Genomic DNA, 25,894 nt, shown 5'->3' with positions numbered 1-25,894 from the left:
CAACGCTGAGTAGTCAGAGGCCGGTTAATCCGGCCTTTTTCTTTTTCCGCTGGCGTTAAGGTTGAATCATGGACGCTCGTTTTATACAGGCTCATAAAGAGGCGCGCTGGTCGCTCTGGCTCACGCTGCTCTGGCTCGCGGCCTGGGGGCTCTCTGCCTGGCTGGGTGGCAGTGAAATCGGTGTCACCGGTCTGCCGCGCTGGTTCGAACTCTCCTGCCTGTTTGCTCCCCTGTTGTTCATTTTCCTGTGCTGGATGATGGTGCGGGTCATTTTCCGCGACATGCCGCTGGAGGATAAAAGTGAACAGTGAAATTATCCTGCCATTGCTGATTTATCTTGTCGTCATTGCCGCGCTGTCGGTATTTGCCGTTCGTAAAAGACGTGAAGGCAGTTTCCTGACGGAATACTTCCTTGGCAGCCGCTCCATGGGCGGGTTTGTGCTGGCAATGACGCTTACTACCACCTATATCAGCGCCAGCTCGTTTATTGGTGGCCCCGGTGCTGCCTATAAATATGGGCTGGGATGGGTATTGCTGGCGATGGTACAGGTGCCCGCCGTCTGGCTGTCGTTAGGTGTGCTGGGGAAGAAGTTTGCCATTCTGGCGCGTAAGCATAATGCGGTGACGCTGAATGACATGCTCTACGCCCGCTATCAGAGCCCGCTGCTGATCTGGCTGGCGAGCCTGAGCCTGCTGATCGCCTTTATCGGTGCCATGACAGTGCAGTTTATTGGCGGGGCGCGGCTGCTTGAAACCGCCGCAGGTATCCCCTATGACACCGGTCTGCTGATTTTTGGCGGCACTATCGCGCTTTACACTGCGTTCGGCGGATTCCGTGCCAGCGTGCTGAATGACGCGATGCAAGGCATTGTGATGCTGATTGGCACCTTTCTGCTGCTGTTCGCGGTGATTCATCAGGCTGGCGGCCTGAGCACGGCCGTGCAGAAACTGCATGACATCGATCCTGCTCTGCTGTCGCCGCAGGGGCCAGGCGAAATCATTACACCCACCTTCCTCAGCTCGTTTGTCGTGCTGGTCTGCTTTGGCGTGATTGGCCTGCCGCATACTGCGGTGCGCTGCATCTCATATAAAGACAGCAAAGCCGTACATCGGGCCATTATTCTCGGCACTATTGTGGTGGTGATTCTGATGCTGGGAATGCATCTGGCCGGTGCGCTGGGCCGGGCAATTCTGCCTAACCTGACTGTGCCGGATAGTGTTATTCCTGTCCTGATGATTACCGTACTGCCTCCGTTAGCCGCCGGATTGTTTCTGGCAGCACCGATGGCCGCGATCATGTCGACCATTAATGCCCAGCTGTTACAGGCCTCGGCCACGCTGATTAAAGATCTCTATCTGCGTGTCGCACCGCAACAGCTGGAAAATGAGACACGGCTGCGACTGTTATCTGGCACCATTACCTTCGCACTGGGTCTCCTGCTGCTGATGGCGGCATGGAATCCACCCGATATGATTATCTGGCTCAACCTGCTGGCATTTGGCGGCCTTGAGGCGGTTTTCCTGTGGCCGCTGGTTCTGGGCCTCTACTGGGAGCGCGCTAATGCCGCTGGGGCCATCACCGGCATGGTGGTGGGGGGAGGCTGCTACGCTTTTCTGGCGAGCCTTAACCTGCAGATACTGGGTTTTCACCCCATCGTGCCCTCACTGCTTTTGAGCCTGCTGGCATTTTTAGTGGGCAACCTGTTTGGACGCGCGCCGCAAGCGGTCGACGCGCCGCAACACTGACGGAAAGAGAGACGTTATGCCGTGGATTCAAATCAAAATTAACAGCTCAGGTGAACATGCGGAAACGCTGAGCGATGCGCTGATGGACATCGGTGCGGTTTCAGTGACTTTTCAGGATACCCATGACACGCCGGTGTATGAGCCACTGCCAGGCGAAACGCGTCTGTGGGGTGATACTGATGTGATCGGCCTGTTCGATGCTGAAACTGACATGGCTGTCATTACTGCCGAACTGGAGCAGCATCCGCTGCTGGGCGCCGGTTTTCGCCACCGGATCGAGCAGATCGAAGACAAAGACTGGGAGCGCGAATGGATGGAAAACTTCCACCCAATGCGCTTCGGCGAACGTCTCTGGATCTGCCCAAGCTGGCGTGACGTGCCGGATCCCGATGCCGTCAACGTGATGCTTGACCCGGGTCTGGCGTTTGGAACGGGTACCCACCCCACTACCTCACTTTGCCTCACCTGGCTTGACGGTCTGGATCTGGACGGCAAAACCGTGATCGATTTTGGCTGTGGATCGGGGATCCTGGCGATCGCCGCATTGAAGCTGGGTGCAGCTCAGGCAATTGGCATTGATATTGATCCGCAGGCCATTCAGGCCAGCCGGGATAATGCAGAGCGCAACGGCGTCTCTGACCGCCTGTCACTTTATCTGCCCCACCAGCAACCCGACAACCTGCAGGCTGACGTGGTGGTCGCGAATATTCTGGCCGGTCCGCTACGTGAGCTGGCACCGCTGATCAGTGTACTGCCCAAGTCTGGTGGACACCTGGGCCTTTCGGGCGTTCTGGAGAGCCAGGCTGAGAGCGTCTGTGAAGCATACGCCGGCGAGTTCACACTCGACCCGGTTGCCGTTAAAGAGGAGTGGTGCCGAATTACCGGGATTAAATCCTGAATCTGGCGCCTGTCTACCCCTTCTGATATCGCACTGGCCGGCCCACAGTGCCTTAACAGAACATTCAACCAGCCCGCAGCGTAAGCTGCGGGATTTTGCGATTTGAAATGGATGCTTGTATCGTTAATCACGTTATGTGACGTTTTTTATCTGGTGGATTGACGTACTTTTCTGGAAAAACTTTTGTTCACAATTTCAGCATAAAAAATTAACTGACTGATATTTAAGGTTAATAATCTTAATCCCCGATCATCATCCGGATTTCATTGATCTTTCTTGCTGATTGTTCAAAGTTTGGCCTTTCATCTTCCTGCAAAAATGCGTAATATACGCCGCCTTGCAGACACAGTATGGCCATTCTGACTTCATGCGTATTGGAAACCTTCAGCTGAGAAATCGACTGATTGCAGCACCGATGGCCGGTATTACCGACAGGCCGTTCAGGGCGCTGTGTCACGAAATGGGTGCAGGTATGGCAGTTTCTGAGATGTTGTCTTCTAACCCGGAAGTGTGGGCTAGCGACAAATCCCGATTACGCATGGTTCACAGTGATGAGCCAGGCATTCGCGCCGTGCAAATTGCCGGTTGCGATCCCAGTGAAATGGCGCAAGCTGCACGCATTAATGTTGAGGCTGGTGCACAGGTCATCGACATTAATATGGGATGCCCTGCCAAGAAGGTTAACCGCAAAATGGCGGGTTCAGCCTTGCTGCAATATCCCACCGTGGTGGAGTCTATCCTCTCCGCAGTGGTTAATGCAGTGAATGTGCCGGTTACGCTGAAAATTCGTACTGGCTGGGATCCTGAAAACAGGAACTGTGTCGCGATTGCCCAATTGGCTGAACGCTGCGGTATACAGGCTCTGACGATACATGGTCGCACTCGTGCCTGCCTGTTCAACGGAGAAGCTGAATATGACAGCATTCGGACAGTTAAGCAGAGTGTCTCCATTCCGATTATCGCGAATGGAGACATAACTGACCCGCATAAAGCCAGAGCGGTGCTCGACTATACAGGGGCCGATGCTCTGATGATAGGACGCGCTGCTCAGGGAAGACCGTGGATCTTCCGGGAAATCCAGCATTATCTGGACACTGGGGAGTTGCTTGCCCCGCTGCCAATGGCAGAGGTCAAGCGCTTGCTTGTTTCGCATATACGTGAGCTGCACGACTTTTACGGTTCAGGCAAGGGATACCGTATAGCGCGAAAGCACGTCTCCTGGTACCTGCAGGAGCACGCCCCGAATGACCAGTTTCGGCGCACATTCAACGCCATTGAGGATGCCAGCGAACAGCTGGAGGCGTTGGAGGCATACTTCGAAAATCTTGCGTAACGAAATAAAGAGCTGAAAGAACTATGTTCGAACAACGCGTAAATTCTGACGTACTGACCGTTTCTACCGTTAACTCACAGGATCAGGTAACTCAAAAACCTTTGCGTGATTCGGTTAAACAGGCACTGAAGAACTATTTTGCTCAACTGAATGGTCAGGATGTGAGCGACCTGTATGAGCTGGTTTTGGCTGAAGTCGAGCAGCCTCTGTTGGACATGGTGATGCAGTATACCCGTGGCAACCAGACCCGTGCTGCCCTGATGATGGGTATCAACCGCGGTACGCTGCGTAAGAAATTGAAAAAATACGGCATGAACTGATTTTTAGTTCTGTCTGTTAATCACGCCAGCCTTCGGGCTGGCGTTTTTATTTGTGCCTGTTCACACAAATTCATCGCCAGACCAGTGAAACATTTGCGGGTAATATGGTAACTATAGTTGCAATTGCTGGCGTGATATTTCACCTTCTCGCTTTTGCTTGTGCTGATTTGACTTAATCTCTCTTCTGAAAATCACCCAGCCCAAACCCCTGCCAGTGCTGGGGATGTGACTTTCTACGCATTAAAAAAGCAATATCACCCCTTCGTACATATATGCATGAGCGATTGCTCACACTGCTCCCATATAGTGAAACTATTTGCACTAATTGTGATCGAGTCGACTCGCATTGCTTCCTTTTGGTGCGCCATATTAGCGAAACTTTCTAAGTACTTCCGAATATTAACCGTTCTTTCATATGAATTCAGGATTCTGCAAAACTGGCATCAGCTTTGCAAAGTCGTGGATGGCTGACCGCCATAGACAGGAAAAAAACGCACATTAAAGTGCGCAAACATAACAACATGATCCCGCCACACAGGATGCTTTATGAAAAAGATGATGCTCTCTACGCTGATCGCCGCCGCCTCACTGGTTGGCCTTGCTCAGCAAGCACACGCAGGCACCACTCTGGATGCGATAAAGAAAAAAGGTTTTGTTCAATGTGGTATCAGTGACGGCCTGCCGGGCTTCTCCTACGCAGATGCGGGTGGCAAGTTTACCGGTATCGATGTAGATGTGTGTCGTGCGACGGCTGCCGCTGTGTTTGGCGATGCGACCAAAGTGAAATATACCCCGCTGACTGCGAAAGAGCGCTTCACCGCGCTGCAGTCAGGCGAAGTGGATGTGCTCTCACGCAATACCACCTGGACTTCATCGCGCGATGGCGGCATGGGCTTTCTGTTTGCGGGCGTGAACTATTATGACGGTATCGGCTTCCTGACTCACAAGAAAGCCGGCCTGAAAAGTGCGAAAGAGCTGGATGGCGCGACGGTCTGTATTCAGTCAGGTACCGATACCGAGCTGAACGTGGCGGACTATTTTAAAGCCAACAAAATGCAATATACGCCAGTGACCTTTGACCGCTCTGATGAATCTGCGAAAGCACTGGATAGTGGACGCTGCGATACGCTGGCATCTGACCAGTCTCAGCTTTACGCCTTACGCATTAAGCTCGGCAAGCCTGACGACTTTATTGTTCTGCCAGAAGTGATCTCCAAAGAGCCGCTGGGGCCATTGGTACGTCGTGGTGATGATGACTGGTTCACCATCGTCAAATGGTCGCTCTATGCCATGCTGAATGCGGAAGAGATGGGTATTAACTCGAAAAACGTCGACCAGATGACAGCCAAACCAACGACACCAGACATGGCACACTTCCTGGGTGCCGAAGGTGATTTTGGTAAAGATCTGAAGCTGGATAATAAGTGGGCCTACAACATCGTTAAGCAGGTGGGTAACTACCAGGAAAGCTTCGATCGTAACGTCGGTAAAGATAGCGCACTGAAGATCGCACGTGGCCAGAATGCGTTGTGGAATCAGGGCGGTATCCAGTACGCACCACCGGTACGTTAACAGACCTCTCCAATCGGGCACTGTATTCTGCGGTGCCCTGCCCCAGCTCTCGTATTGAGGTTTCAACATGTCACAACGCCCAACCGTGAAAAGGGATTTTTCATTTGGTAATCCCACGGTTCGCGCCTGGATTTATCAGCTCATCGCCGTCGTCGCGGTGCTTGGTGTGGTGGGTTATCTGGTGCATAACACCATTATTAACCTGGACAATCGCGGCATTACATCGGGGTTTGGATTTCTTGAACGCACTGCCGGTTTCGGCATCGTTCAGCATCTTATTGAGTACACGGAGGGAGATACCTACGCGCGCGTGTTTCTGGTTGGATTAACCAACACGCTGCTGGTCTCTGCGCTCTGTATTGTTTTCGCGTCGATTCTCGGATTCGCGGTCGGTCTTGCCCGCCTGTCTGACAACTGGCTGCTGCGGAAGCTCTCAAATATCTATATTGAAACTTTCCGTAATATCCCGCCTTTGCTTCAGATTTTCTTCTGGTACTTCGCGGTTTTACGCAATCTGCCAGGCCCACGCCAGGCGCTGAATGCGTTTGATCTGGCGTATGTCAGTAATCGCGGACTTTATGTGCCGTGGCCGACCTATGCACCTGGCAGCTGGCCGTTTGTTATCGCACTGCTTCTGGCGGTAGCGGTGAGCTATGCTCTGTACCGCTTTAACCGCCAGCACCAGTTAAAAACCGGTGAGTTACGTCGCACCTGGCCCGCAGCCGTTGGAATGCTGATTCTCTTTCCTTTGCTTGCGCATCTTGGGTTTGGCGCAGCGATGCACTGGGATGTGCCGCAACTGCGTGGATTCAATTTCCGCGGCGGCTCGGTGATGATACCGGAGCTGGCGGCACTGACGCTGGCACTGTCGATCTATACCTCGTCGTTTATCGCTGAAGTGATCCGCTCAGGAATTCAGTCTGTGCCGCATGGGCAGCATGAAGCCGCCCGGTCGCTGGGTCTGCCGAATCCGGTAACGCTGCGCCAGGTCATCATCCCTCAGGCCATGCGCGTCATTATTCCGCCGCTGACCAGCCAGTATCTGAACATCGTAAAGAACTCCTCACTCGCCGCCGCTATCGGTTATCCCGATATGGTGTCGCTGTTTGCCGGATCGGTGCTCAATCAGACTGGTCAGGCCATTGAGACGATCGCTATCACGATGGGCGTTTACCTGATTATCAGTCTGCTGATATCGATGCTTATGAACTTCTATAACCGCAAAATTGCGCTGGTTGAGCGTTAAGAGAACGGGATAACTATGTCTGTGACTACGCATGAAACGCCCCCCGTCCCGACGACGCCTGTCAGTCGCGCCTGGCTTTGGGCTCGTAAAAATCTATTTTCCAGCTGGTTTAACACGTTACTGACGCTGTTCTGCATCTGGGTAATCTGGCACGTTATTCCGCCCGCGCTGAACTGGCTGGTCTTTCAGGCAAACTGGATTGGTACCACGCGCGCCGATTGCACCAAAGAGGGAGCCTGCTGGGTGTTTATCCATGCGCGTTTCGGCCAGTTCATGTATGGGCTTTATCCGCATGAGTTGCGCTGGCGTATTAATCTGGCGCTGGTGATCGGCCTGGTGTCGATTGTGCCGATGTTCCTGAAGAGCCTGCCGTATCGTGGACGCTACATTGCGGCATGGGCCGTGATCTATCCGGTGATTGTCTGGTTCCTGCTGTATGGCGGGTATCTGGGGCTGGAGCGTGTCGAAACACGTCAGTGGGGCGGATTAACGCTGACGTTGATTATCGCGTCGGTCGGTATTGCCGGTGCGCTGCCGCTGGGTATTTTGCTGGCGCTTGGCCGTCGTTCACGTATGCCGGTGGTCCGCACGCTGTCGATTATCTTTATTGAGTTTTGGCGTGGCGTGCCGCTGATTACGGTGCTGTTTATGTCATCAGTGATGCTGCCGCTGTTTATGTCTGAAGGTACTAATATCGACAAGCTGGTGCGCGCACTGGTGGGCGTCATTCTGTTCCAGTCCGCCTATGTGGCAGAGGTGGTTCGCGGTGGTCTTCAGGCACTGCCTAAAGGCCAGTATGAAGCAGCCGAGTCTTTGGCGCTGGGGTACTGGAAGACGCAGATGCTGGTGATTCTGCCACAGGCATTAAAGCTCACCATTCCCGGTCTGGTTAACACCATTATTGCACTGTTTAAAGATACCAGCCTGGTCATCATCATTGGTCTTTTCGATCTGTTCAGCAGCGTCCAGCAGGCAACGGTCGATCCGACCTGGCTGGGGATGTCGACTGAAGGTTATGTCTTTGCTGCACTGGTCTATTGGATTTTCTGTTTTAGCATGTCGCGCTACAGCCAGTATCTGGAAAAGCGCTTTCACACCGGGCGTACATCGCACTGAGGTTTTACATGACTGACTCTATGACACACACTTCCGACGCGTTGATGATTTCGCTTGAGAACGTGAATAAATGGTACGGGCAGTTTCACGTACTGAAAGACATCAACCTGCAGGTCAAACCCCGTGAACGCATCGTGCTGTGCGGGCCTTCCGGCTCCGGCAAATCGACGACGATCCGCTGTATTAATCATCTGGAAGAGCATCAGCAGGGTCGCATTGTTGTTGACGGTATCCACCTGAACGATGATGTGCGTAACATTGAGCGCGTGCGCACCGAAGTAGGCATGGTATTTCAGCACTTTAACCTCTTCCCGCACCTGACCGTATTGCAGAACTGTACGCTGGCACCTTCGTGGGTGAGAAAGATCCCTAAGAAGGAAGCAGATGAACTGGCCATGCATTATCTGGAACGCGTGCGCATTGCCGAGCATGCCCATAAATTTCCAGGCCAGCTCTCTGGTGGACAGCAGCAACGTGTCGCCATCGCCCGCTCACTCTGTATGAAGCCTAAAATTATGCTGTTTGATGAGCCAACGTCAGCACTGGATCCTGAGATGGTTAAAGAGGTGCTGGATACGATGATTGGTCTGGCTGAAGACGGGATGACCATGCTGTGCGTCACCCATGAGATGGGCTTTGCCCGCACCGTGGCTGACCGGGTGATCTTTATGGATCGGGGTGAGATCGTCGAAGTTGCGCCACCGCAGGAGTTCTTTGCGAACCCTAAATCGGAGCGCACACGGGCGTTTTTATCGCAGGTTATTCACTGATTACTGGCTCAGTGATCTTACAACCCGGCCTGGTGCCGGGTTTTTATGGCCTGAAAACTGTCTGAATGCGCTCATTGCGTGGATGCACTGATGCACTGATGATGAACGCGAAGAGTGATGGACTGCTATGACGGTGTTTTATTGCGGACTTCCACAATGAAAGTGGATTGCCACAACGAAAAAAGCCCTTCGCATACGCGAAGGGCTCTCTCTTATTTGATGCCTGGCAGTTCCCTACTCTCGCATGGGGAGACCCCACACTACCATCGGCGCTACGGCGTTTCACTTCTGAGTTCGGCATGGGGTCAGGTGGGACCACCGCGCTACAGCCGCCAGGCAAATTCTTTTATTTACCGAACTCGTGTCTTAACTGGTGCTGATACCCAGAGTCGAACTGGGGACCTCACCCTTACCAAGGGTGCGCTCTACCAACTGAGCCATATCAGCACACTAAATTTGATGCCTGGCAGTTCCCTACTCTCGCATGGGGAGACCCCACACTACCATCGGCGCTACGGCGTTTCACTTCTGAGTTCGGCATGGGGTCAGGTGGGACCACCGCGCTAAAGCCGCCAGGCAAATTCTTTGTGCACGAAACGAATCTTTTACGTCATGACCGCGTTGCCATCGCTCAGCCACACCGGTCACATACTTCAGTATGCTCCCGCTGATGTCTTCGCTCTGCGCCTCGTCACGCCGCAAAATCTTTCGTTTCCGCAAATTATTATCCGGTAACAGGCTGAAAATTGTGTCTCTCAAAAACGCCTCTGGCGTTGTAAGGTTAAGCCTCACGGGTCATTAGTACCGGTTAGCTCAACGCATCGCTGCGCTTACACATCCGGCCTATCAACGTCGTAGTCTTCAACGTCCCTTCAGGACTCTCAAGGAGTCAGGGAGAACTCATCTCGGGGCAAGTTTCGTGCTTAGATGCTTTCAGCACTTATCTTTTCCGCACTTAGCTACCGGGCAATGCCATTGGCATGACAACCCGAACACCAGTGGTGCGTTCACTCCGGTCCTCTCGTACTAGGAGCAACCCCCCTCAATTCTCCAGCGCCCACGGCAGATAGGGACCGAACTGTCTCACGACGTTCTAAACCCAGCTCGCGTACCACTTTAAACGGCGAACAGCCGTACCCTTGGGACCTACTTCAGCCCCAGGATGTGATGAGCCGACATCGAGGTGCCAAACACCGCCGTCGATATGAACTCTTGGGCGGTATCAGCCTGTTATCCCCGGAGTACCTTTTATCCGTTGAGCGATGGCCCTTCCATTCAGAACCACCGGATCACTATGACCTGCTTTCGCACCTGCTCGAGCCGTCACTCTCGCAGTCAAGCCAGCTTATGCCATTGCACTAACCTCACGATGTCCGACCGTGATTAGCTGACCTTCGTGCTCCTCCGTTACTCTTTAGGAGGAGACCGCCCCAGTCAAACTACCCACCAGACACTGTCCGCAGCCCGGATCACGGGCCTACGTTAGAACATCAAACATTAAAGGGTGGTATTTCAAGGTTGGCTCCACGCGAACTGGCGTCCGCGCTTCAAAGCCTCCCACCTATCCTACACATCAAGGCTCAATGTTCAGTGTCAAGCTGTAGTAAAGGTTCACGGGGTCTTTCCGTCTTGCCGCGGGTACACTGCATCTTCACAGCGAGTTCAATTTCACTGAGTCTCGGGTGGAGACAGCCTGGCCATCATTACGCCATTCGTGCAGGTCGGAACTTACCCGACAAGGAATTTCGCTACCTTAGGACCGTTATAGTTACGGCCGCCGTTTACCGGGGCTTCGATCAAGAGCTTCTCCTTGCGGATAACCCCATCAATTAACCTTCCGGCACCGGGCAGGCGTCACACCGTATACGTCCACTTTCGTGTTTGCACAGTGCTGTGTTTTTAATAAACAGTTGCAGCCAGCTGGTATCTTCGACTGGCTTCGGCTCGGGGAGTAAATCCCTCCACCTACGCGCCAGCGTGCCTTCTCCCGAAGTTACGGCACCATTTTGCCTAGTTCCTTCACCCGAGTTCTCTCAAGCGCCTTGGTATTCTCTACCTGACCACCTGTGTCGGTTTGGGGTACGATTCTGTGTTACCTGATGCTTAGAGGCTTTTCCTGGAAGCTGGGCATTTATCACTTCAGCACCGTAGTGCCTCGTCGTCACGCCTCAGCGTTGATAAGGGACCGGATTTACCTGGACCCTCCGCCTACACGCTTAAACCGGGACAACCGTCGCCCGGCTGATATAGCCTTCTCCGTCCCCCCTTCGCAGTAACACCGAGTACAGGAATATTAACCTGTTTCCCATCGACTACGCCTTTCGGCCTCGCCTTAGGGGTCGACTCACCCTGCTCCGATTAACGTTGAACAGGAACCCTTGGTCTTCCGGCGAGCGGGCTTTTCACCCGCTTTATCGTTACTTATGTCAGCATTCGCACTTCTGATACCTCCAGCATGCCTCACAGCACACCTTCGACGGCTTACAGAACGCTCCCCTACCCAACAACACATAGTGTCGCTGCCGCAGCTTCGGTGCATGGTTTAGCCCCGTTACATCTTCCGCGCAGGCCGACTCGACCAGTGAGCTATTACGCTTTCTTTAAATGATGGCTGCTTCTAAGCCAACATCCTGGCTGTCTGTGCCTTCCCACATCGTTTCCCACTTAACCATGACTTTGGGACCTTAGCTGGCGGTCTGGGTTGTTTCCCTCTTCACGACGGACGTTAGCACCCGCCGTGTGTCTCCCGTGATAACATTCCTCGGTATTCGCAGTTTGCATCGGGTTGGTAAGCCGGGATGGCCCCCTAGCCGAAACAGTGCTCTACCCCCGAGGATGAGTTCACGAGGCGCTACCTAAATAGCTTTCGGGGAGAACCAGCTATCTCCCGGTTTGATTGGCCTTTCACCCCCAGCCACAGGTCATCCGCTAATTTTTCAACATTAGTCGGTTCGGTCCTCCAGTTAGTGTTACCCAACCTTCAACCTGCCCATGGCTAGATCACCGGGTTTCGGGTCTATACCCTGCAACTTAACGCCCAGTTAAGACTCGGTTTCCCTGCGGCTCCCCTATACGGTTAACCTTGCTACAGAATATAAGTCGCTGACCCATTATACAAAAGGTACGCAGTCACCCCCATAAAGAAGGCTCCCACTGCTTGTACGTACACGGTTTCAGGTTCTGTTTCACTCCCCTCGCCGGGGTTCTTTTCGCCTTTCCCTCACGGTACTGGTTCACTATCGGTCAGTCAGGAGTATTTAGCCTTGGAGGATGGTCCCCCCATATTCAGACAGGATACCACGTGTCCCGCCTTACTCATCGAGCTCACAGCACGTGTGCTTTTGTGTACGGGAGTATCACCCTGTACCCTGCGACTTTCCAGACGCTTCCACTAACACACATGCTGATTCAGGCTCTGGGCTGCTCCCCGTTCGCTCGCCGCTACTGGGGGAATCTCGGTTGATTTCTTTTCCTCGGGGTACTTAGATGTTTCAGTTCCCCCGGTTCGCCTTGCAGCACTATGTATTCATGCTGCAATGATGCACAGAGTGCACCGGGTTTCCCCATTCGGACATCGACGGCTGTAGCGGTTCATATCACCTTACCGTCGCTTTACGCAGATTAGCACGTCCTTCATCGCCTCTGACTGCCTGGGCATCCACCGTGTACGCTTAGTCGCTTAACCTCACAACCCACAGGCGTTTTACAACGCTGCGAGCTGCAAGCATTTGAGAGACTCGAACATGTCGCGCTTTTCATTCTTATTACGGAGAATGAAAACGACACGTCGTTTCAATTTTCAGCTTGTTCCGGATTGTTAAAGAGCAAATATCTCAAACGCGCCACGGCTGCTTACGCAACCAGAACGGTTTTGAGATACTGTATGGAGACACCTTTCACCTGTCACCAAGCAGGTGGCGTCCCCTAGGGGATTCGAACCCCTGTTGCCGCCGTGAAAGGGCGGAGTCCTAACCGCTAGACGAAGGGGACACGATAGTGTCACGACTTCGCAGCCGTCCTGCTCATTACTTTTTATCAGACAATCTGTGTGGACACTGCGCGGGAAGGTATCTTCAGGTAAGGAGGTGATCCAACCGCAGGTTCCCCTACGGTTACCTTGTTACGACTTCACCCCAGTCATGAATCACAAAGTGGTAAGCGCCCTCCCGAAGGTTAAGCTACCTACTTCTTTTGCAACCCACTCCCATGGTGTGACGGGCGGTGTGTACAAGGCCCGGGAACGTATTCACCGTGGCATTCTGATCCACGATTACTAGCGATTCCGACTTCACGGAGTCGAGTTGCAGACTCCGATCCGGACTACGACGCACTTTGTGAGGTCCGCTTGCTCTCGCGAGGTCGCTTCTCTTTGTATGCGCCATTGTAGCACGTGTGTAGCCCTACTCGTAAGGGCCATGATGACTTGACGTCATCCCCACCTTCCTCCGGTTTATCACCGGCAGTCTCCTTTGAGTTCCCGCCATCACGCGCTGGCAACAAAGGATAAGGGTTGCGCTCGTTGCGGGACTTAACCCAACATTTCACAACACGAGCTGACGACAGCCATGCAGCACCTGTCTCACGGTTCCCGAAGGCACTAAGGCATCTCTGCCGAATTCCGTGGATGTCAAGAGTAGGTAAGGTTCTTCGCGTTGCATCGAATTAAACCACATGCTCCACCGCTTGTGCGGGCCCCCGTCAATTCATTTGAGTTTTAACCTTGCGGCCGTACTCCCCAGGCGGTCGACTTAACGCGTTAGCTCCGGAAGCCACTCCTCAAGGGAACAACCTCCAAGTCGACATCGTTTACGGCGTGGACTACCAGGGTATCTAATCCTGTTTGCTCCCCACGCTTTCGCACCTGAGCGTCAGTCTTTGTCCAGGGGGCCGCCTTCGCCACCGGTATTCCTCCAGATCTCTACGCATTTCACCGCTACACCTGGAATTCTACCCCCCTCTACAAGACTCAAGCCTGCCAGTTTCAAATGCAGTTCCCAGGTTAAGCCCGGGGATTTCACATCTGACTTAACAGACCGCCTGCGTGCGCTTTACGCCCAGTAATTCCGATTAACGCTTGCACCCTCCGTATTACCGCGGCTGCTGGCACGGAGTTAGCCGGTGCTTCTTCTGCGGGTAACGTCAATCGGTAAGGTTATTAACCTCACCGCCTTCCTCCCCGCTGAAAGTACTTTACAACCCGAAGGCCTTCTTCATACACGCGGCATGGCTGCATCAGGCTTGCGCCCATTGTGCAATATTCCCCACTGCTGCCTCCCGTAGGAGTCTGGACCGTGTCTCAGTTCCAGTGTGGCTGGTCATCCTCTCAGACCAGCTAGGGATCGTCGCCTAGGTGGGCCATTACCCCGCCTACTAGCTAATCCCATCTGGGTTCATCCGATAGTGAGAGGCCCGAAGGTCCCCCTCTTTGGTCTTGCGACGTTATGCGGTATTAGCCACCGTTTCCAGTGGTTATCCCCCTCTATCGGGCAGATCCCCAGACATTACTCACCCGTCCGCCACTCGTCACCCAAGAGCAAGCTCTCTGTGCTACCGTCCGACTTGCATGTGTTAGGCCTGCCGCCAGCGTTCAATCTGAGCCATGATCAAACTCTTCAATTTAAGTTTGATTTGCTTAAACAAGTTAAGCGGTGCTCATCTGTAAAACGTCATAATGAATTTCATTATGTGTTCACTCGTGAGGCTTTGATATTTTTTTACGTCCGGAGACGCTGATATCAATCCTGCGAGTGCCCACACAGATTGTCTGATAAATTGTTAAAGAGCAGTGCGAACAGTGCGTTAGCGTCCTGTCGCGAGGTGGCGTATATTACGCTTTCCTCCTGCAGAGTCAACCTCTATTTCAGAAGTTTTTCTCCGGCGGCGCAGTCTCCTGTGCCTCTCAACCCGCTTCCCGTTGCCGGTGTTCCGTGTCGATGGAGGCGCATTATAGGGATCCCGTTTCAGAGCACAACCCTTTTTTTGGATCTTTTATCTGAACGGTTATAAATGATCCAGATTGATGAGATCACCAGCGATCCGGGTCAGAATTGGCTTGTCAGCTGTGTAAAATCGCATCAGGCTGCAGTGAAAACAGAACAAAGGAGAACATGATGACTTCCGCCCTACGCCCCTATAAAGATCTTTTCCCGCAAACTGGCCAGCGCGTTATGGTCGATTCAAGCAGTGTTGTCGTTGGTGATGTGATTATGGAGGATGACGTCAGCATCTGGCCGCTTGTTGCGATCAGGGGTGACGTGAATCAGGTCCGGATCGGTGCCCGAACCAATGTGCAGGACGGCAGTGTTCTGCACGTTACGCATAAATCTGCAGCCAATCCGCAAGGCTTCCCTCTTATTATTGGCGAGGAGGTCACGGTCGGCCATAAAGCGATGCTGCACGGCTGTACCATTGGCGATCGCGTGCTGGTCGGAATGGGATCGATTTTGCTTGATGGCGTAATAGTAGAAGATGAGGTGATGATTGGTGCCGGCAGTCTGGTGCCGCCAGGTAAAAGACTGGAGAGTGGCTATCTCTATCTGGGGAGTCCGGTGAAGCAAATCAGGCCGCTTAATGACAGCGAAAAAGAAGGGTTACGCTATTCCGCTAACAACTATGTGGGCTGGAAAGATGATTACCTGGCTGACGCTAACCAGACCCAGCCCTGAGCATCAACGTTATCCTGACGGATAGCCTCTTCCGCCTCATCCTCCAGATCCCAGCGATGGTGCTGAAACAGCGCCATCGCCTCTCCTTCACCAAAACGTGATATCAACGACTCACAGCTGATTGCACAGTTCAGCCGCATGCCGTTGACCAGTACCGGGAAACAGACCGCCTTGAGTTCAGCATCATAGGCTTCATCATCAGGGAACTGTATCGCCTGATTCACGACTGCATGGCCTGCTTAAGCTGAGCAATGACCGGAGCAATGTCTGGCATTACTCCGTGCCATATATAGAAGGCATGAGCAGCCTGCCCCACCAGCATACCCAAACCATCTGCCAGATGATTCGTGCCATGCCCCTGACACCAGCGCAGGAAAGGCGTCAGCCCGCTTTGGTAAAACATGTCATAGCACTGCACGCCGGAATGGATCACGTCAGAAGGTAAAGGAGGCGTTTCTCCATTCACACCGCTTGAAGTGGCATTAACGATCAGATCGAAGTGCTGACCCGTCAGCTGTTCAAAACGACATGCCCGGATAGGCCCATTCTCTCCAAACAGCGTCGCCAGCTCTTCAGCGCGTGCAGCTGTACGATTGACGACGGTCAGTGTCACGCCCGCTGAAAGCAATGGCAGAATGACGCCGCGAGCAGCCCCGCCCGCGCCCACCAGCAATACATTGTCGCCAGCGTTGATCATCTTAAGCCGCTCAAGGTCACTTAACAGGCCAATGCCATCCGTGTTGTCCCCCAGGATCTGACCATCACTGAGTTTTTTCACCGTGTTTACCGCGCCGGACAGGGCTGCACGTTCACTCAGCTGATCGGCAAACTCCCATGCCTGCTGTTTAAAAGGCAACGTCACATTGGCACCACGACCTCCCTGTTCAAAAAAGGCAGAGAGCGCCTGGGGAAAACCATCAATCGGGGCGCAGATGCGACCATAGCGATGTTCAATACCCGTCTGCTCAGCGAAAACCTGATGGATCAGCGGAGATTTACTGTGGCTGATGGGATTACCGAAAACGGCGAATTGATCCATGAATTAACCCTGACGTATAAGTTCGCCGCTAATCACATCGCGGATTTCAGAGGGATTAAGGCGGCCACCGGTTTTTCCCGACAGAACCGGGAAGTGCTCACCAAACTGTTGCTTCACTTCTTCCGCCGTGCGGCAGGGAGGCAGACCCGACAGATTTGCGCTGGTTGAAACCAGCGGTTTACCAAATGCGCGGCAAAGCGCCTGCACATCGGGATGGTCACTGACGCGAATGGCCAGCGAATCAAACTGCCCGGTCAGCCAGCGAGGGGTTTGTGGTGGAACGGGGACGACAAAGGTCACAGGACCGGGCCAGCATGCAAACATCCGCTCACGCTGCATCACCGAAAGTTCGCGTGCGGAGATATAAGGTTCAAGCTGGGTGTAATCAGCGGCAATCAGGATAAGTCCCTTTTCTACCGGACGCTGTTTCAGCGCCAGCAAGGCCATGACGGCAGATTCACTGTCAGGGTCACAGCCCAGACCAAATACAGCTTCAGTGGGATAGGCGATGACCGCCTGACGATTCAGATGCGCTAAGCAATTTTCAAATGAATCGGCGAGGTGTTGATTTTCCATGATCTATGAATTCTCTTCAGCGATGGCTTTGCCACAACTCTTACTGGCACAGAATCGTTTAATGCCCTGCGCCGTCTTTTTTTCAACTAACAGTGGATACTCACAATAAGGACAGATTCCGGCAACGGGTGTCAGATTCACAACAAACTGGCAGGCGGGATAGCGATCGCAGGAGTGAAACGTTTTGCCGTAACGGGAACGCCGCTGAACTAACCGGCCTTCATGGCACTGAGGACAGGCCAGCGAGGTTTCATCCGGTTTATCGATGGTTTCGGTGTATCCGCATTCCGGATAGCAGCTGCAGCCGATAAACATGCCAAAACGTCCCTGCCGCAGCACTTTATCCGCACCACATTCTGGACAAGCGTGGCCTTCCAGCACTTTGACCACGTGGCCATCGGCCTGACCTTTTAAAGGTCGAATGTAGTCGCAAGCCGGGTAGTTCGCGCAGCCCAGAAAAGGACCATGTTTACCGGAGCGAATAACCAGTTCTGCCCCGCAAGCGGGGCAGGGATCCTGTTTACGCACGGTGAAGAGTGCAGCTTTACTCATAGCGATCAATGCATGAAAGGAAATTTAATGCAGCATACCTTCATTGACGTCGAATAGCAGTTCTTCCATCTGCTGATAGGCATTTTCACATCCCGGGATGTTGAACAACACCATCAGCACCACCCATTTGAGATCCTCCAGGTCAAACTCAGAGGTATCCAGCGCCATGATACGTTCGATGACCATTTCACGGGTTTCCAGGTTCAGCACCTGAATCTGCTCCAGGAACAGCAGAAAACCACGGCTATCAGCATCTAAACGCTTGCTCTCTTCGTCGGTATAGATACGCATGGAGAGCGGATCACTTGTCAGTAAAACTGGCTCAACCAGCCCTTCCTGATAATCAGCCAGTCTTTCCAGCCAGTTCAGCGCACTGTAAACATCTTCACGATGGAACCCGGCATCCGTCAGGTCGTCTGTCAATCTGTCCTGATCAACACCCATTTCTGCTTCGTTGTGGATATATGTCTCAAACAAATACATCAGTACGTCGAACATGGCATGCCCTCCTCAATCGGACATAGCCGCCGGGTACAGCTGCGATCCATCCTGCTAACTCCAGTTCCAGCAACTGAGCTGAGATAACTGGCACAGATTGGCCGGCACGTTCAGCGACAACGTCAACAGGTGTAACATCATCACCTACGTTAGCCAACACATCAGCAAATGGCAATGGAGCATCGTCACTCACCTCAGAATAAATTTCGTCAGCCTGTGTCGCTGGCAGCCAGTTCAGCGCACCAGCCAGATCTTCCACGATGTTATTGGGGTGGGCCACCAGCAGCGCACCCTGCTGAATCAGCCAGTTAACGCCTTCGCTTAATGGATTGCCGATCGCGCCAGGTAAGGCATAGACATTGCGATTCTGCTCCAGCGCATAACGTGCCGTCACCAGTGAGCCACTCTTCAGCGAGGCTTCTACCACCAGCACCCCATGACTCAGACCGCTGATGATACGATTACGGCGTGGAAAATTCGCCGGATGCGGCAGGGTCGCCAGCGGAAATTCAGAAATCACAGCACCACCCTGCTCAACAATCTCTGCGGCAAGGTCGGCATGATTTTTAGGATAGAGATTTTGTAACCCACTGCCCAGCACAGCCACCGTTTTGCCCTTCACGTTGAGTGCTGCCTTATGTGCAACACCATCAATACCCCGGGCCAGTCCGCTGGTAATGGTCAGACCGCTGAGGCTTAAGTGCTGAGTAAACCAGTCGCACCAGTAACGGCCATTATGTGAACAGTTTCGACTCCCCACCACCGCTAACTGAGGAGTACTTATCACAGCAGGATCGCCATGAATATAGAGCAGTGGCGGAAAGCGGCTCGTTTCTTTGAGACGGGCTGGATAGGCCGCGTCCAGCGCAGTAATCAGATGATGAGCCGGACTCTGTGCCAGCCAGTCATACAATTCTGGAAGTTTTTTTGCACTGAAATCATAATATTGCTGGCGCTGACTGGCATCTAACCCTAATCGGATAAGCTGCTCCTTATCTGCTACCTGGCCACCTGTCTGCTGTGCGACGTCAATCCAGCGTTTCCCTGTCATTCCAGTGACGGCTGCCAGCCGCACATACTGCGCTATTTTGTCCATCTCAGACTCCCTGATCGCCCTTGCTTCCTGCTGCACAATGCTGTCAATCAGGCCTCGAAAAGTCTACAATATGAGGTAGTAATCTTTTCTTAACCGAATACAGATCTGGATATTTATGTCAGTTTTGCAGGTATTACATTTCCCTGACGAGCGTCTTCGCAAAGTCGCTGCGCCCGTTAAAGAAGTTAACGCAGACATTCAGCGTATCGTTGATGATATGTTCGAGACGATGTATGCCGAAGAAGGTATCGGTCTTGCCGCTACGCAGGTCGATATTCATCAGCGCATTATCGTGATTGATGTCTCTGAAAGTCGTGAAGAGCGTTTAGTTCTGATCAACCCTGAGCTGCTGGAAAAAAGCGGCGAAACCGGTATTGAAGAGGGTTGCCTCTCAATTCCGGAACAGCGCGCATTTGTTCCACGTGCCGAGCGGGTTAAAGTCCGTGCACTTGATCGTGACGGTAACAGTTTCGAGCTGGAAGCCAGCGAGTTACTGGCCATCTGTATCCAGCATGAGATCGATCATCTGGAAGGCAAACTGTTTATCGATTATCTGTCGCCTCTGAAGCGGCAACGAATCAAAACTAAGTTAGAGAAACTGGCGCGTCAGAACGCCCAGGCTTCCTGAGAACTTAAGAAGGGATACACGTGTCTGCCCCGCTAAAAATCATCTTTGCCGGCACACCTGACTTTGCAGCGCGTCATCTTGACGCGCTGCTTGCTTCTGAACATCAGGTTATCGGTGTATTCACCCAACCCGACCGCCCGGCGGGTCGCGGTAACAAATTAACCCCAGGCCCGGTCAAAACGCTGGCGATGGCACATGACATTCCTGTGTATCAGCCTAAGTCACTGCGACCGGAAGAGAATCAGCAGCTGGTTGCTGACCTTAAGGCTGATGTGATGGTTGTTGTGGCCTACGGATTAATTCTGCCAAAGGCCGTGCTTGATATGCCACGTCTGGGCTGCATCAACGTTCATGGTTCACTGCTGCCACGCTGGCGTGGAGCCGCACCGATTCAACGTGCGCTCTGGGCTGGCGACAGCGAAACCGGCGTGACCATCATGCAGATGGATGTGGGGCTGGACACCGGCGATATGCTGCACAAGCTTGCCTGTCCGATTACTGCCCAGGATACCAGTGCAACGCTATACGATAAGCTGGCTGAACTTGGACCACAGGGACTGCTGGATACGCTGACCTTACTGAGCACTCAGCAGGCTACACCTGAAAAACAGGATGAAGCGCAGGCCAACTATGCTGAGAAGCTCAGTAAAGAGGAAGCTCGTCTTGACTGGACACTCTCAGCAGAACAGCTTGAACGTTGTATTCGCGCGTTTAACCCGTGGCCGATGAGCTTTTTCACCATTGATGATCAACCGGTGAAAGTCTGGCAGGCAAGCGTTCTGCCTCACAGCGATCGTTCGCCGGGTGAAATTATTCATGCGGATAAACGTGGCATCCAGGTGGCGACCGCTCAGGGTGTACTGAATCTACTGCAGTTGCAGCCCGCCGGTAAAAAACCGATGTCGGCTCAGGATCTTCTCAACTCGCGCCGGGAATGGTTTGAACCTGGAACCCTTCTGGACTGACTCTCAGGCCCGGTCACTCACCGGGCCTTTTGTTTGATGACAAAACCCTATGACTAAATCAATCAACCTGCGTAGCCTCTCCGCCCAACTTATTGAGCGCGTTGTCGACAAGGGCGAATCCCTGAACACGGCACTGCCTGCCGCTCAGAAAAAACTCTCTGACAAAGATAGCGCGTTAGTGCAGGAGATCTGTTTTGGCGTGTTGCGTACATTACCGCAGCTTGAAGCGCTAATCGGTAAACTGATGGCGCGTCCCCTTACCGGTAAACAGCGGGTTCTGCACTATCTGATCATGGTCGGGCTTTACCAGCTGGAATATACACGCGTGCCTGCTCACGCCGCACTGGCAGAAACTGTCGCAGGGGCCGAAGTCCTGAAGCGCACCAGCCTGAAAGGCTTATTAAATGGTGTATTACGCCAGTTTCAGCGCCAGCGCGAAGAGCTGCTCGCCAGCATTCAGGATGGCCCGCAGCGGTATCTGCATCCGGGATGGCTGCTAAAGCGATTGCAGCATGCCTGGCCAGAACAGTGGCAGCAGATCGTCGAAGCCAATAACCAGCGTCCGCCGATGTGGTTGCGGGTTAACCAACAGCACCACGAACGTGATGCATGGCTGGCCCTGCTGACTGAAAGTGGCAGGAATGCACAGCCTGCTGACGATGTGCCGGATGCACTGCGGCTCGATGCCCCTGCTCCGGTCAGTCAGTTACCAGGCTTCGGGCAGGGTTGGGTGACCGTGCAGGATTTGTCCGCTCAGCGCTGTGCTTTGCTGCTTGAACCCCAAAACGGCGAACAGATTCTGGATCTATGTGCTGCACCCGGCGGTAAAACGACCCATATTCTCGAAATCGCGCCGGAAGCAGAAGTCATGGCCGTCGACGTAGATGCACAGCGCCTTAAACGCGTTGAGGAAAATCTGCAGCGACTGGGCATGAAAGCAGATGTTAAACAGGGTGATGGACGGACGCCGCAGCAGTGGTGCGGTGATCGGCAGTTTGACCGAATTCTGCTGGATGCCCCCTGCTCTGCTACCGGAGTGATCCGACGTCATCCAGACATCAAGTGGCTGCGTCGCGATCGTGATATCGCCGAGCTGGCAAAGCTTCAGTCTGAAATTCTTAATGCTGTCTGGCCGCACCTGAAACCAGGCGGTACGCTGATTTATGCTACCTGTTCCATCCTGCCTGAAGAGAATCATCAGCAGATAGATGCTTTCCTGCAGCGCCAGCACGATGCACAAGCCGTTCCCCTCAGGGATGCACCCGCGAATGGCCTACAGGTATTCCCGCAAGCCGAAGGCGGAGATGGTTTCTTCTACGCTAAGCTGATAAAGAAATCGGGTACAAACTGAGATGAGTATTGATAAGCGATGAAAATAATCATTCTGGGCGCAGGTCAGGTTGGCGGTACCCTGGCAGAAAATCTGGTCGGTGAAAACAACGATATCACGGTGGTGGATACCGACTCTTCTCGCCTGCGTCATCTGCAGGATAAATTCGATCTGCGCGTCGTACAGGGTCATGGTTCTCATCCGCGCATTTTGCGGGAGGCAGGCGCGGAAGATGCCGACATGCTGGTTGCCGTTACCAACTCCGACGAAACCAACATGATTGCCTGCCAGATTGCTTATTCGCTTTTCAACACGCCGAACCGTATCGCCCGGATTCGCGCGGCCGACTATCTGCGTGATGCGGACAAGTTATTTATTCCTGAAGCGGTGCCCATTGATCACCTGATCTCACCGGAACAGTTGGTGATCGAAAATATCTACCGTTTAATCCAGTATCCTGGCGCGTTGCAGGTGGTTAACTTTGCTGAGGGCAAAGTCAGCCTTGCGGTGGTGAAAGCCTATTATGGTGGACCACTGGTGGGCAATCCGCTCTCCATTATGCGTGAGCATATGCCACACATTGATACCCGAGTAGCCGCTATCTTTCGTCAGGACCGGCCCATTCGTCCGCAGGGATCAACCATTGTTGAAGCGGGTGATGAAGTCTTTTTCATCGCGGCCAGCCAGAATATTCGTGCCGTAATGAGCGAGATGCAACGGCTGGAGAAACCCTACAAGCGGATTATGCTGGTGGGTGGCGGTAACATTGGTTTCGGTCTGGCACAGCGTCTTGAGAAACATTACAGCGTTAAGCTGATTGAACGTAATGCTCAGCGCGCAGCCGAACTTGCAGAACATCTGCATGACACGGTAGTTTTTTATGGCGATGCGTCCGATCAGGAGTTGCTGGCGGAAGAGCACGTTGAGCAGGTTGATCTGTTTATTGCCGTCACCAATGATGATGAAGCCAACATCATGTCAGCCATGCTGGCAAAAAAGATGGGGGCGAAGAAAGTTATGGTGCTTATTCAGCGTCGTGCGTATGTCGATCTGGTGCAGGGCAGCGTCATCGATATTGCTATTTCACCTCAGCAGGCCACTATCTCTGCTCTGCTGGGCCATGTGCGCAAAGCAGATATCGTGGGTGTATCGTCACTGCGACGCGGTATTGCAGAGGCAATCGAAGCAATAGCGCATGGTGACGAATCCACTTCACGCGTGGTCGGCCGTTCAATTGATGATATCAAATTACCGCCAGGGACCATTATCGGCGCAGTGGTTCGCGGTGACGATGTGATGATTGCCAATGACAATCTGCGTATTGAACAAGGAGATCATGTCATCATGTTCCTCACCGACAAGAAATTTGTCTCAGACGTTGAACGTCTCTTTCAGCCAAGTCCATTTTTCCTGTAAATGCCGCATTTACAGGCATAAAAAGTACGAGACGCGTGAAAGTGCCGCTTAAATCGCTGAGTTGATGGCAAAAACAGTAAGGTTTGTTAAACTTTATGACATTGGCTTAGGCAAGGAGATAAGTATGAGTTTAATCAAAGAGTTTCGCGATTTCGCGATGCGCGGTAATGTGATGGATCTCGCCGTCGGTGTTATCATCGGTGCGGCCTTCGGGAAAATCGTTTCATCGCTGGTCGCCAACATCATTATGCCACCATTGGGCTTGCTGATCGGTGGTGTCGACTTTAAATCATTCCAGTGGGTACTTAAGCCCGCAGTTGGTGATGCGCCAGCCGTTGTAATGCAATACGGTATCTTCCTTCAGACCATCTTCGATTTCGTCATCATCGCTTTCGCAATCTTCATGGCGATCAAGTTAATGAACCGTCTGTATAAGAAAAAGGAAGTTGAAAAGCCCGTTGCGAAACCAACGAACGAAGAATTACTGCTGACTGAAATCCGCGATCTGCTTAAACAGCAAAACACGCGGGTATAGTTGATAAGCCGCCGCACAGGCGGTTTTTTTAACCGTAAAAGCAGAAGGGCAGTGATAAGACGCTTTCTTATCACTGCCCTCCCATCCAGTCCCCTTGCCATGTTTCTCTTTTCGCTTAAAACTGCCTTTACCTTTTTGCTTCTGCTCAATACGTTGCCGAAATAGCGGGTCGTGTAAGAGGGCCTGAATCGCGTTGTCGCGAATTTGCCCTTTGGTGTGCTGATATTTACTCATGACGCCTCCTGTTTATAAGGTCTGATACTTTATTCTTTTGCAGCAAAATAACAATATCCTTATTTGCTCAAAGCCTCTCCCCGCTCCAGTGCCTCAAGAATTGAGCACGAAACGCTAGTGTGGCTGTCTCCACAACAGGCATCCGAGAGATGTCGCAGAGAACGCTGCATCGTTTCTAATTCTGCGATCATTTGAGCAACTTCATACAGCCGTTTTTCAACGATCGCTTTTGATTCCTGACAGGTGTGATGCACAGGATCGACCCGGATCGAGAGCAGCTCTCTGATGGCTTCAAGGCTAAAGCCGAGTTTGCGCCCGTAGCGAATAAATTTCAGACGCTGAAGATCACTCTCGCTATAAAGTCGAAAACCGCCTTCTGTCCGACCATCATGATCCATCATCTGTTGTTTTTCATAGAAGCGAATCGTGTCTGGCGTGACATCTGCAAGCTTAGCTAGCTGGCCAATGCGAAACATTTACTTCTCCTCACGGAAATGATGCTGGATGGCTGTGGAATAACGGCCATGAAGAAAATCGGTACTCATACCTGCCTGACGTAATCTTAGCTCCAGAACCTGCAGCCGATGACAATGATCCTGATAGCGATGATCCTCTGGATCGAGCTGACAAATAAGATCGTTAACTTCCATGGCTTCGCGTCTTAACTCAAGTTCAGGCGGCAGAAATCCTGAATTTTTGAGCAACCGGTAACCTGCTCTTAATTCGGGCGGAACATGGCTGTCATCATCCAGCTGCAGTGGCTTACCTGAGCCAGGAAGATTGCTCAGCTCGCCTTTTTCTAACGCTGCTTTGATATGCTGTTCAGCAAGTTCATCAACCAGCCACATAGTTAGCTCCTTTGAACATAAAAGACTACGTTCTAAGGTAATAAATTGCAGGCAATAAAAAACCCGCCGAAGCGGGTTTTTTACGTTGCTACAGATTACTCTGCAGCTGCTTCTGCTTGAGCTTCTGGACGATCAACGAGCTCGATGTAAGCCATCGGAGCGTTGTCACCAGCACGGAAGCCACACTTCAGAATACGAGTGTAACCACCGGCACGGCTCGCGAAACGCGGGCCTAACTCATTAAACAGTTTTGCCACGATCTCGTTATCACGAGTACGGGCGAATGCCAGACGACGATTAGCTACGCTGTCGGTCTTGGCAAGAGTAATCAGCGGCTCAACTACGCGACGCAGTTCTTTGGCTTTCGGCAGAGTCGTTTTGATGATCTCATGACGAACCAGAGAACCGGCCATGTTGCGGAACATAGCCTGACGATGGCTGCTGTTGCGGTTCAGTTGACGACCACTCTTACGATGGCGCATGACCTTATCCTTCTCAGTGAAACCTTAAC

The 25,894-nt window shown here is 52.7% G+C and carries 25 protein-coding genes, 2 tRNA genes and 4 rRNA genes; 15 read left to right on the top strand and 16 right to left on the bottom strand.

The genetic code is table 11. The features are described 5' to 3' along the window. Window positions 1-68 precede the first annotated feature (68 nt). The 9 genes from IAI47_RS02400 to IAI47_RS02360 all read left to right on the top strand — a co-directional run bounded on the left by IAI47_RS02400 (window position 69) and on the right by IAI47_RS02360 (window position 9,001). Complete coding sequence (locus tag IAI47_RS02400) at window positions 69-311, top strand: YhdT family protein (protein WP_003855238.1); 243 nt, start codon at window positions 69-71, stop codon at window positions 309-311. Beyond that, window positions 301-1,746: a sodium/pantothenate symporter gene (gene panF, locus IAI47_RS02395; RefSeq protein ID WP_003855236.1), complete on the top strand. Its 1,446-nt coding sequence runs from the start codon at window positions 301-303 to the stop codon at window positions 1,744-1,746. The genes IAI47_RS02400 and panF overlap by 11 nt, the downstream gene beginning before the upstream one ends. Window positions 1,747-1,762: 16 nt before the next feature. After that, on the top strand, window positions 1,763-2,644 hold the full coding sequence (prmA, locus tag IAI47_RS02390; protein ID WP_003855234.1) for a 50S ribosomal protein L11 methyltransferase: 882 nt from the start codon (window positions 1,763-1,765) through the stop codon (window positions 2,642-2,644). 367 nt (window positions 2,645-3,011) lie between these two features. Next, entirely contained in the window at window positions 3,012-3,977 is a 966-nt protein-coding gene (gene dusB, locus IAI47_RS02385) for a tRNA dihydrouridine synthase DusB (RefSeq protein WP_008925814.1), read from the top strand. A gap of 23 nt (window positions 3,978-4,000) precedes the next feature. Continuing rightward, entirely contained in the window at window positions 4,001-4,297 is a 297-nt protein-coding gene (fis, locus tag IAI47_RS02380; protein ID WP_003855228.1) for a DNA-binding transcriptional regulator Fis, read from the top strand. A 546-nt stretch (window positions 4,298-4,843) separates the two neighbouring features. Next, window positions 4,844-5,869: an amino acid ABC transporter substrate-binding protein gene (locus IAI47_RS02375; protein WP_003855224.1), complete on the top strand. Its 1,026-nt coding sequence runs from the start codon at window positions 4,844-4,846 to the stop codon at window positions 5,867-5,869. Between the two features lie 67 nt (window positions 5,870-5,936). Next, window positions 5,937-7,115 carry an amino acid ABC transporter permease gene (locus IAI47_RS02370; RefSeq protein WP_008925815.1) on the top strand — a complete coding sequence of 393 codons (1,179 nt, stop codon included), beginning with the start codon at window positions 5,937-5,939 and terminating at the stop codon, window positions 7,113-7,115. Window positions 7,116-7,130: 15 nt separating this feature from the next. Then, complete coding sequence (locus IAI47_RS02365) at window positions 7,131-8,231, top strand: amino acid ABC transporter permease (protein WP_003855220.1); 1,101 nt, start codon at window positions 7,131-7,133, stop codon at window positions 8,229-8,231. An 8-nt stretch (window positions 8,232-8,239) separates the two neighbouring features. After that, window positions 8,240-9,001: an amino acid ABC transporter ATP-binding protein gene (locus tag IAI47_RS02360; protein WP_003855214.1), complete on the top strand. Its 762-nt coding sequence runs from the start codon at window positions 8,240-8,242 to the stop codon at window positions 8,999-9,001. A gap of 221 nt (window positions 9,002-9,222) precedes the next feature. Here the strand turns inward: IAI47_RS02360 and rrf (IAI47_RS02355) are convergent. The 6 genes from rrf (IAI47_RS02355) to IAI47_RS02330 form a co-directional block, all read right to left on the bottom strand. Next, window positions 9,223-9,338 (bottom strand): 5S ribosomal RNA (gene rrf, locus IAI47_RS02355). A gap of 34 nt (window positions 9,339-9,372) precedes the next feature. After that, window positions 9,373-9,448 (bottom strand) — tRNA-Thr (locus tag IAI47_RS02350). A gap of 14 nt (window positions 9,449-9,462) precedes the next feature. Continuing rightward, window positions 9,463-9,578: ribosomal RNA gene (gene rrf / locus IAI47_RS02345) — 5S ribosomal RNA — on the bottom strand. Window positions 9,579-9,778: 200 nt separating this feature from the next. Beyond that, window positions 9,779-12,686: ribosomal RNA gene (locus IAI47_RS02340) — 23S ribosomal RNA — on the bottom strand. 230 nt (window positions 12,687-12,916) lie between these two features. Then, window positions 12,917-12,991: transfer RNA gene (locus IAI47_RS02335), tRNA-Glu, on the bottom strand. 88 nt (window positions 12,992-13,079) lie between these two features. Beyond that, window positions 13,080-14,620, bottom strand: a 16S ribosomal RNA gene (locus IAI47_RS02330). Together the 16S, 23S and 5S rRNA genes with 2 tRNA genes alongside form the textbook arrangement of a ribosomal RNA operon. A 491-nt stretch (window positions 14,621-15,111) precedes the next feature. Between IAI47_RS02330 and IAI47_RS02325 the strand changes: the two genes are divergently transcribed. Then, window positions 15,112-15,666, top strand: coding sequence for a gamma carbonic anhydrase family protein (locus IAI47_RS02325; protein WP_003852332.1), 555 nt, complete (start codon window positions 15,112-15,114; stop codon window positions 15,664-15,666). Here the strand turns inward: IAI47_RS02325 and IAI47_RS02320 are convergent. Genes IAI47_RS02320 through dprA form a run of 6 tightly spaced genes read right to left on the bottom strand, consistent with a single transcriptional unit; the run spans window position 15,633 to window position 19,427 of the window. Next, window positions 15,633-15,890: a DUF1488 domain-containing protein gene (locus tag IAI47_RS02320; RefSeq protein ID WP_003852334.1), complete on the bottom strand. Its 258-nt coding sequence runs from the start codon at window positions 15,888-15,890 to the stop codon at window positions 15,633-15,635. The genes IAI47_RS02325 and IAI47_RS02320 overlap by 34 nt on opposite strands. After that, window positions 15,887-16,705 (bottom strand): shikimate dehydrogenase, encoded by an 819-nt coding sequence (aroE, locus tag IAI47_RS02315; RefSeq protein ID WP_008927124.1) that lies wholly within the window; start codon window positions 16,703-16,705, stop codon window positions 15,887-15,889. Before aroE ends, IAI47_RS02320 begins: the two co-directional genes overlap by 4 nt. Before the next feature lie 3 nt (window positions 16,706-16,708). Continuing rightward, window positions 16,709-17,281, bottom strand: a complete 573-nt coding sequence (tsaC, locus tag IAI47_RS02310) for an L-threonylcarbamoyladenylate synthase type 1 TsaC (protein WP_003852339.1) — start codon at window positions 17,279-17,281, stop codon at window positions 16,709-16,711. 3 nt (window positions 17,282-17,284) lie between these two features. After that, window positions 17,285-17,833, bottom strand: coding sequence for a topoisomerase DNA-binding C4 zinc finger domain-containing protein (locus tag IAI47_RS02305; protein ID WP_003852341.1), 549 nt, complete (start codon window positions 17,831-17,833; stop codon window positions 17,285-17,287). Window positions 17,834-17,857: 24 nt separating this feature from the next. After that, a complete protein-coding gene (smg, locus tag IAI47_RS02300; RefSeq protein ID WP_003852344.1) occupies window positions 17,858-18,331 on the bottom strand; it encodes a DUF494 family protein Smg in 474 nt (157 codons plus the stop codon). Beyond that, window positions 18,303-19,427, bottom strand: coding sequence for a DNA-protecting protein DprA (dprA, locus tag IAI47_RS02295; RefSeq protein WP_008927125.1), 1,125 nt, complete (start codon window positions 19,425-19,427; stop codon window positions 18,303-18,305). The genes smg and dprA overlap by 29 nt, the downstream gene beginning before the upstream one ends. Before the next feature lie 115 nt (window positions 19,428-19,542). Here dprA and def point away from each other — a divergent pair, with 115 nt between their 5' ends. The 5 genes from def to mscL all read left to right on the top strand — a co-directional run bounded on the left by def (window position 19,543) and on the right by mscL (window position 24,301). After that, on the top strand, window positions 19,543-20,055 hold the full coding sequence (gene def / locus IAI47_RS02290; RefSeq protein ID WP_003852348.1) for a peptide deformylase: 513 nt from the start codon (window positions 19,543-19,545) through the stop codon (window positions 20,053-20,055). A gap of 20 nt (window positions 20,056-20,075) precedes the next feature. Further along, window positions 20,076-21,020, top strand: a complete 945-nt coding sequence (gene fmt, locus IAI47_RS02285; protein WP_008927126.1) for a methionyl-tRNA formyltransferase — start codon at window positions 20,076-20,078, stop codon at window positions 21,018-21,020. 49 nt (window positions 21,021-21,069) lie between these two features. Further along, window positions 21,070-22,371 (top strand): 16S rRNA (cytosine(967)-C(5))-methyltransferase RsmB, encoded by a 1,302-nt coding sequence (gene rsmB, locus IAI47_RS02280; protein ID WP_008927127.1) that lies wholly within the window; start codon window positions 21,070-21,072, stop codon window positions 22,369-22,371. Window positions 22,372-22,389: 18 nt separating this feature from the next. Continuing rightward, window positions 22,390-23,766, top strand: coding sequence for a Trk system potassium transporter TrkA (gene trkA, locus IAI47_RS02275; protein ID WP_008927128.1), 1,377 nt, complete (start codon window positions 22,390-22,392; stop codon window positions 23,764-23,766). Between the two features lie 124 nt (window positions 23,767-23,890). Continuing rightward, the gene (gene mscL, locus IAI47_RS02270; protein WP_003852356.1) at window positions 23,891-24,301 is read left to right on the top strand and encodes a large-conductance mechanosensitive channel protein MscL; all 411 of its coding nucleotides are present in this window, start codon (window positions 23,891-23,893) and stop codon (window positions 24,299-24,301) included. Here the strand turns inward: mscL and IAI47_RS02265 are convergent. The 4 genes from IAI47_RS02265 to rplQ all read right to left on the bottom strand — a co-directional run bounded on the left by IAI47_RS02265 (window position 24,248) and on the right by rplQ (window position 25,865). Next, a complete protein-coding gene (locus tag IAI47_RS02265) occupies window positions 24,248-24,535 on the bottom strand; it encodes an alternative ribosome-rescue factor A (RefSeq protein WP_008927129.1) in 288 nt (95 codons plus the stop codon). The genes mscL and IAI47_RS02265 overlap by 54 nt on opposite strands. Before the next feature lie 59 nt (window positions 24,536-24,594). Further along, window positions 24,595-25,011 (bottom strand): Zn(2+)-responsive transcriptional regulator, encoded by a 417-nt coding sequence (zntR, locus tag IAI47_RS02260; RefSeq protein WP_003852359.1) that lies wholly within the window; start codon window positions 25,009-25,011, stop codon window positions 24,595-24,597. Further along, the gene (locus IAI47_RS02255; protein WP_008927130.1) at window positions 25,012-25,383 is read right to left on the bottom strand and encodes a DUF1992 domain-containing protein; all 372 of its coding nucleotides are present in this window, start codon (window positions 25,381-25,383) and stop codon (window positions 25,012-25,014) included. 95 nt (window positions 25,384-25,478) lie between these two features. Beyond that, on the bottom strand, window positions 25,479-25,865 hold the full coding sequence (gene rplQ / locus IAI47_RS02250) for a 50S ribosomal protein L17 (protein ID WP_003850180.1): 387 nt from the start codon (window positions 25,863-25,865) through the stop codon (window positions 25,479-25,481). Window positions 25,866-25,894: the final 29 nt, after the last annotated feature.

Origin of the sequence: Pantoea sp. MT58 (assembly GCF_014495885.1) — a bacterium.
GTDB classification, from domain to species: domain Bacteria; phylum Pseudomonadota; class Gammaproteobacteria; order Enterobacterales; family Enterobacteriaceae; genus Pantoea; species Pantoea eucalypti.
This window is presented reverse-complemented; position numbering and strand designations above follow the sequence as displayed.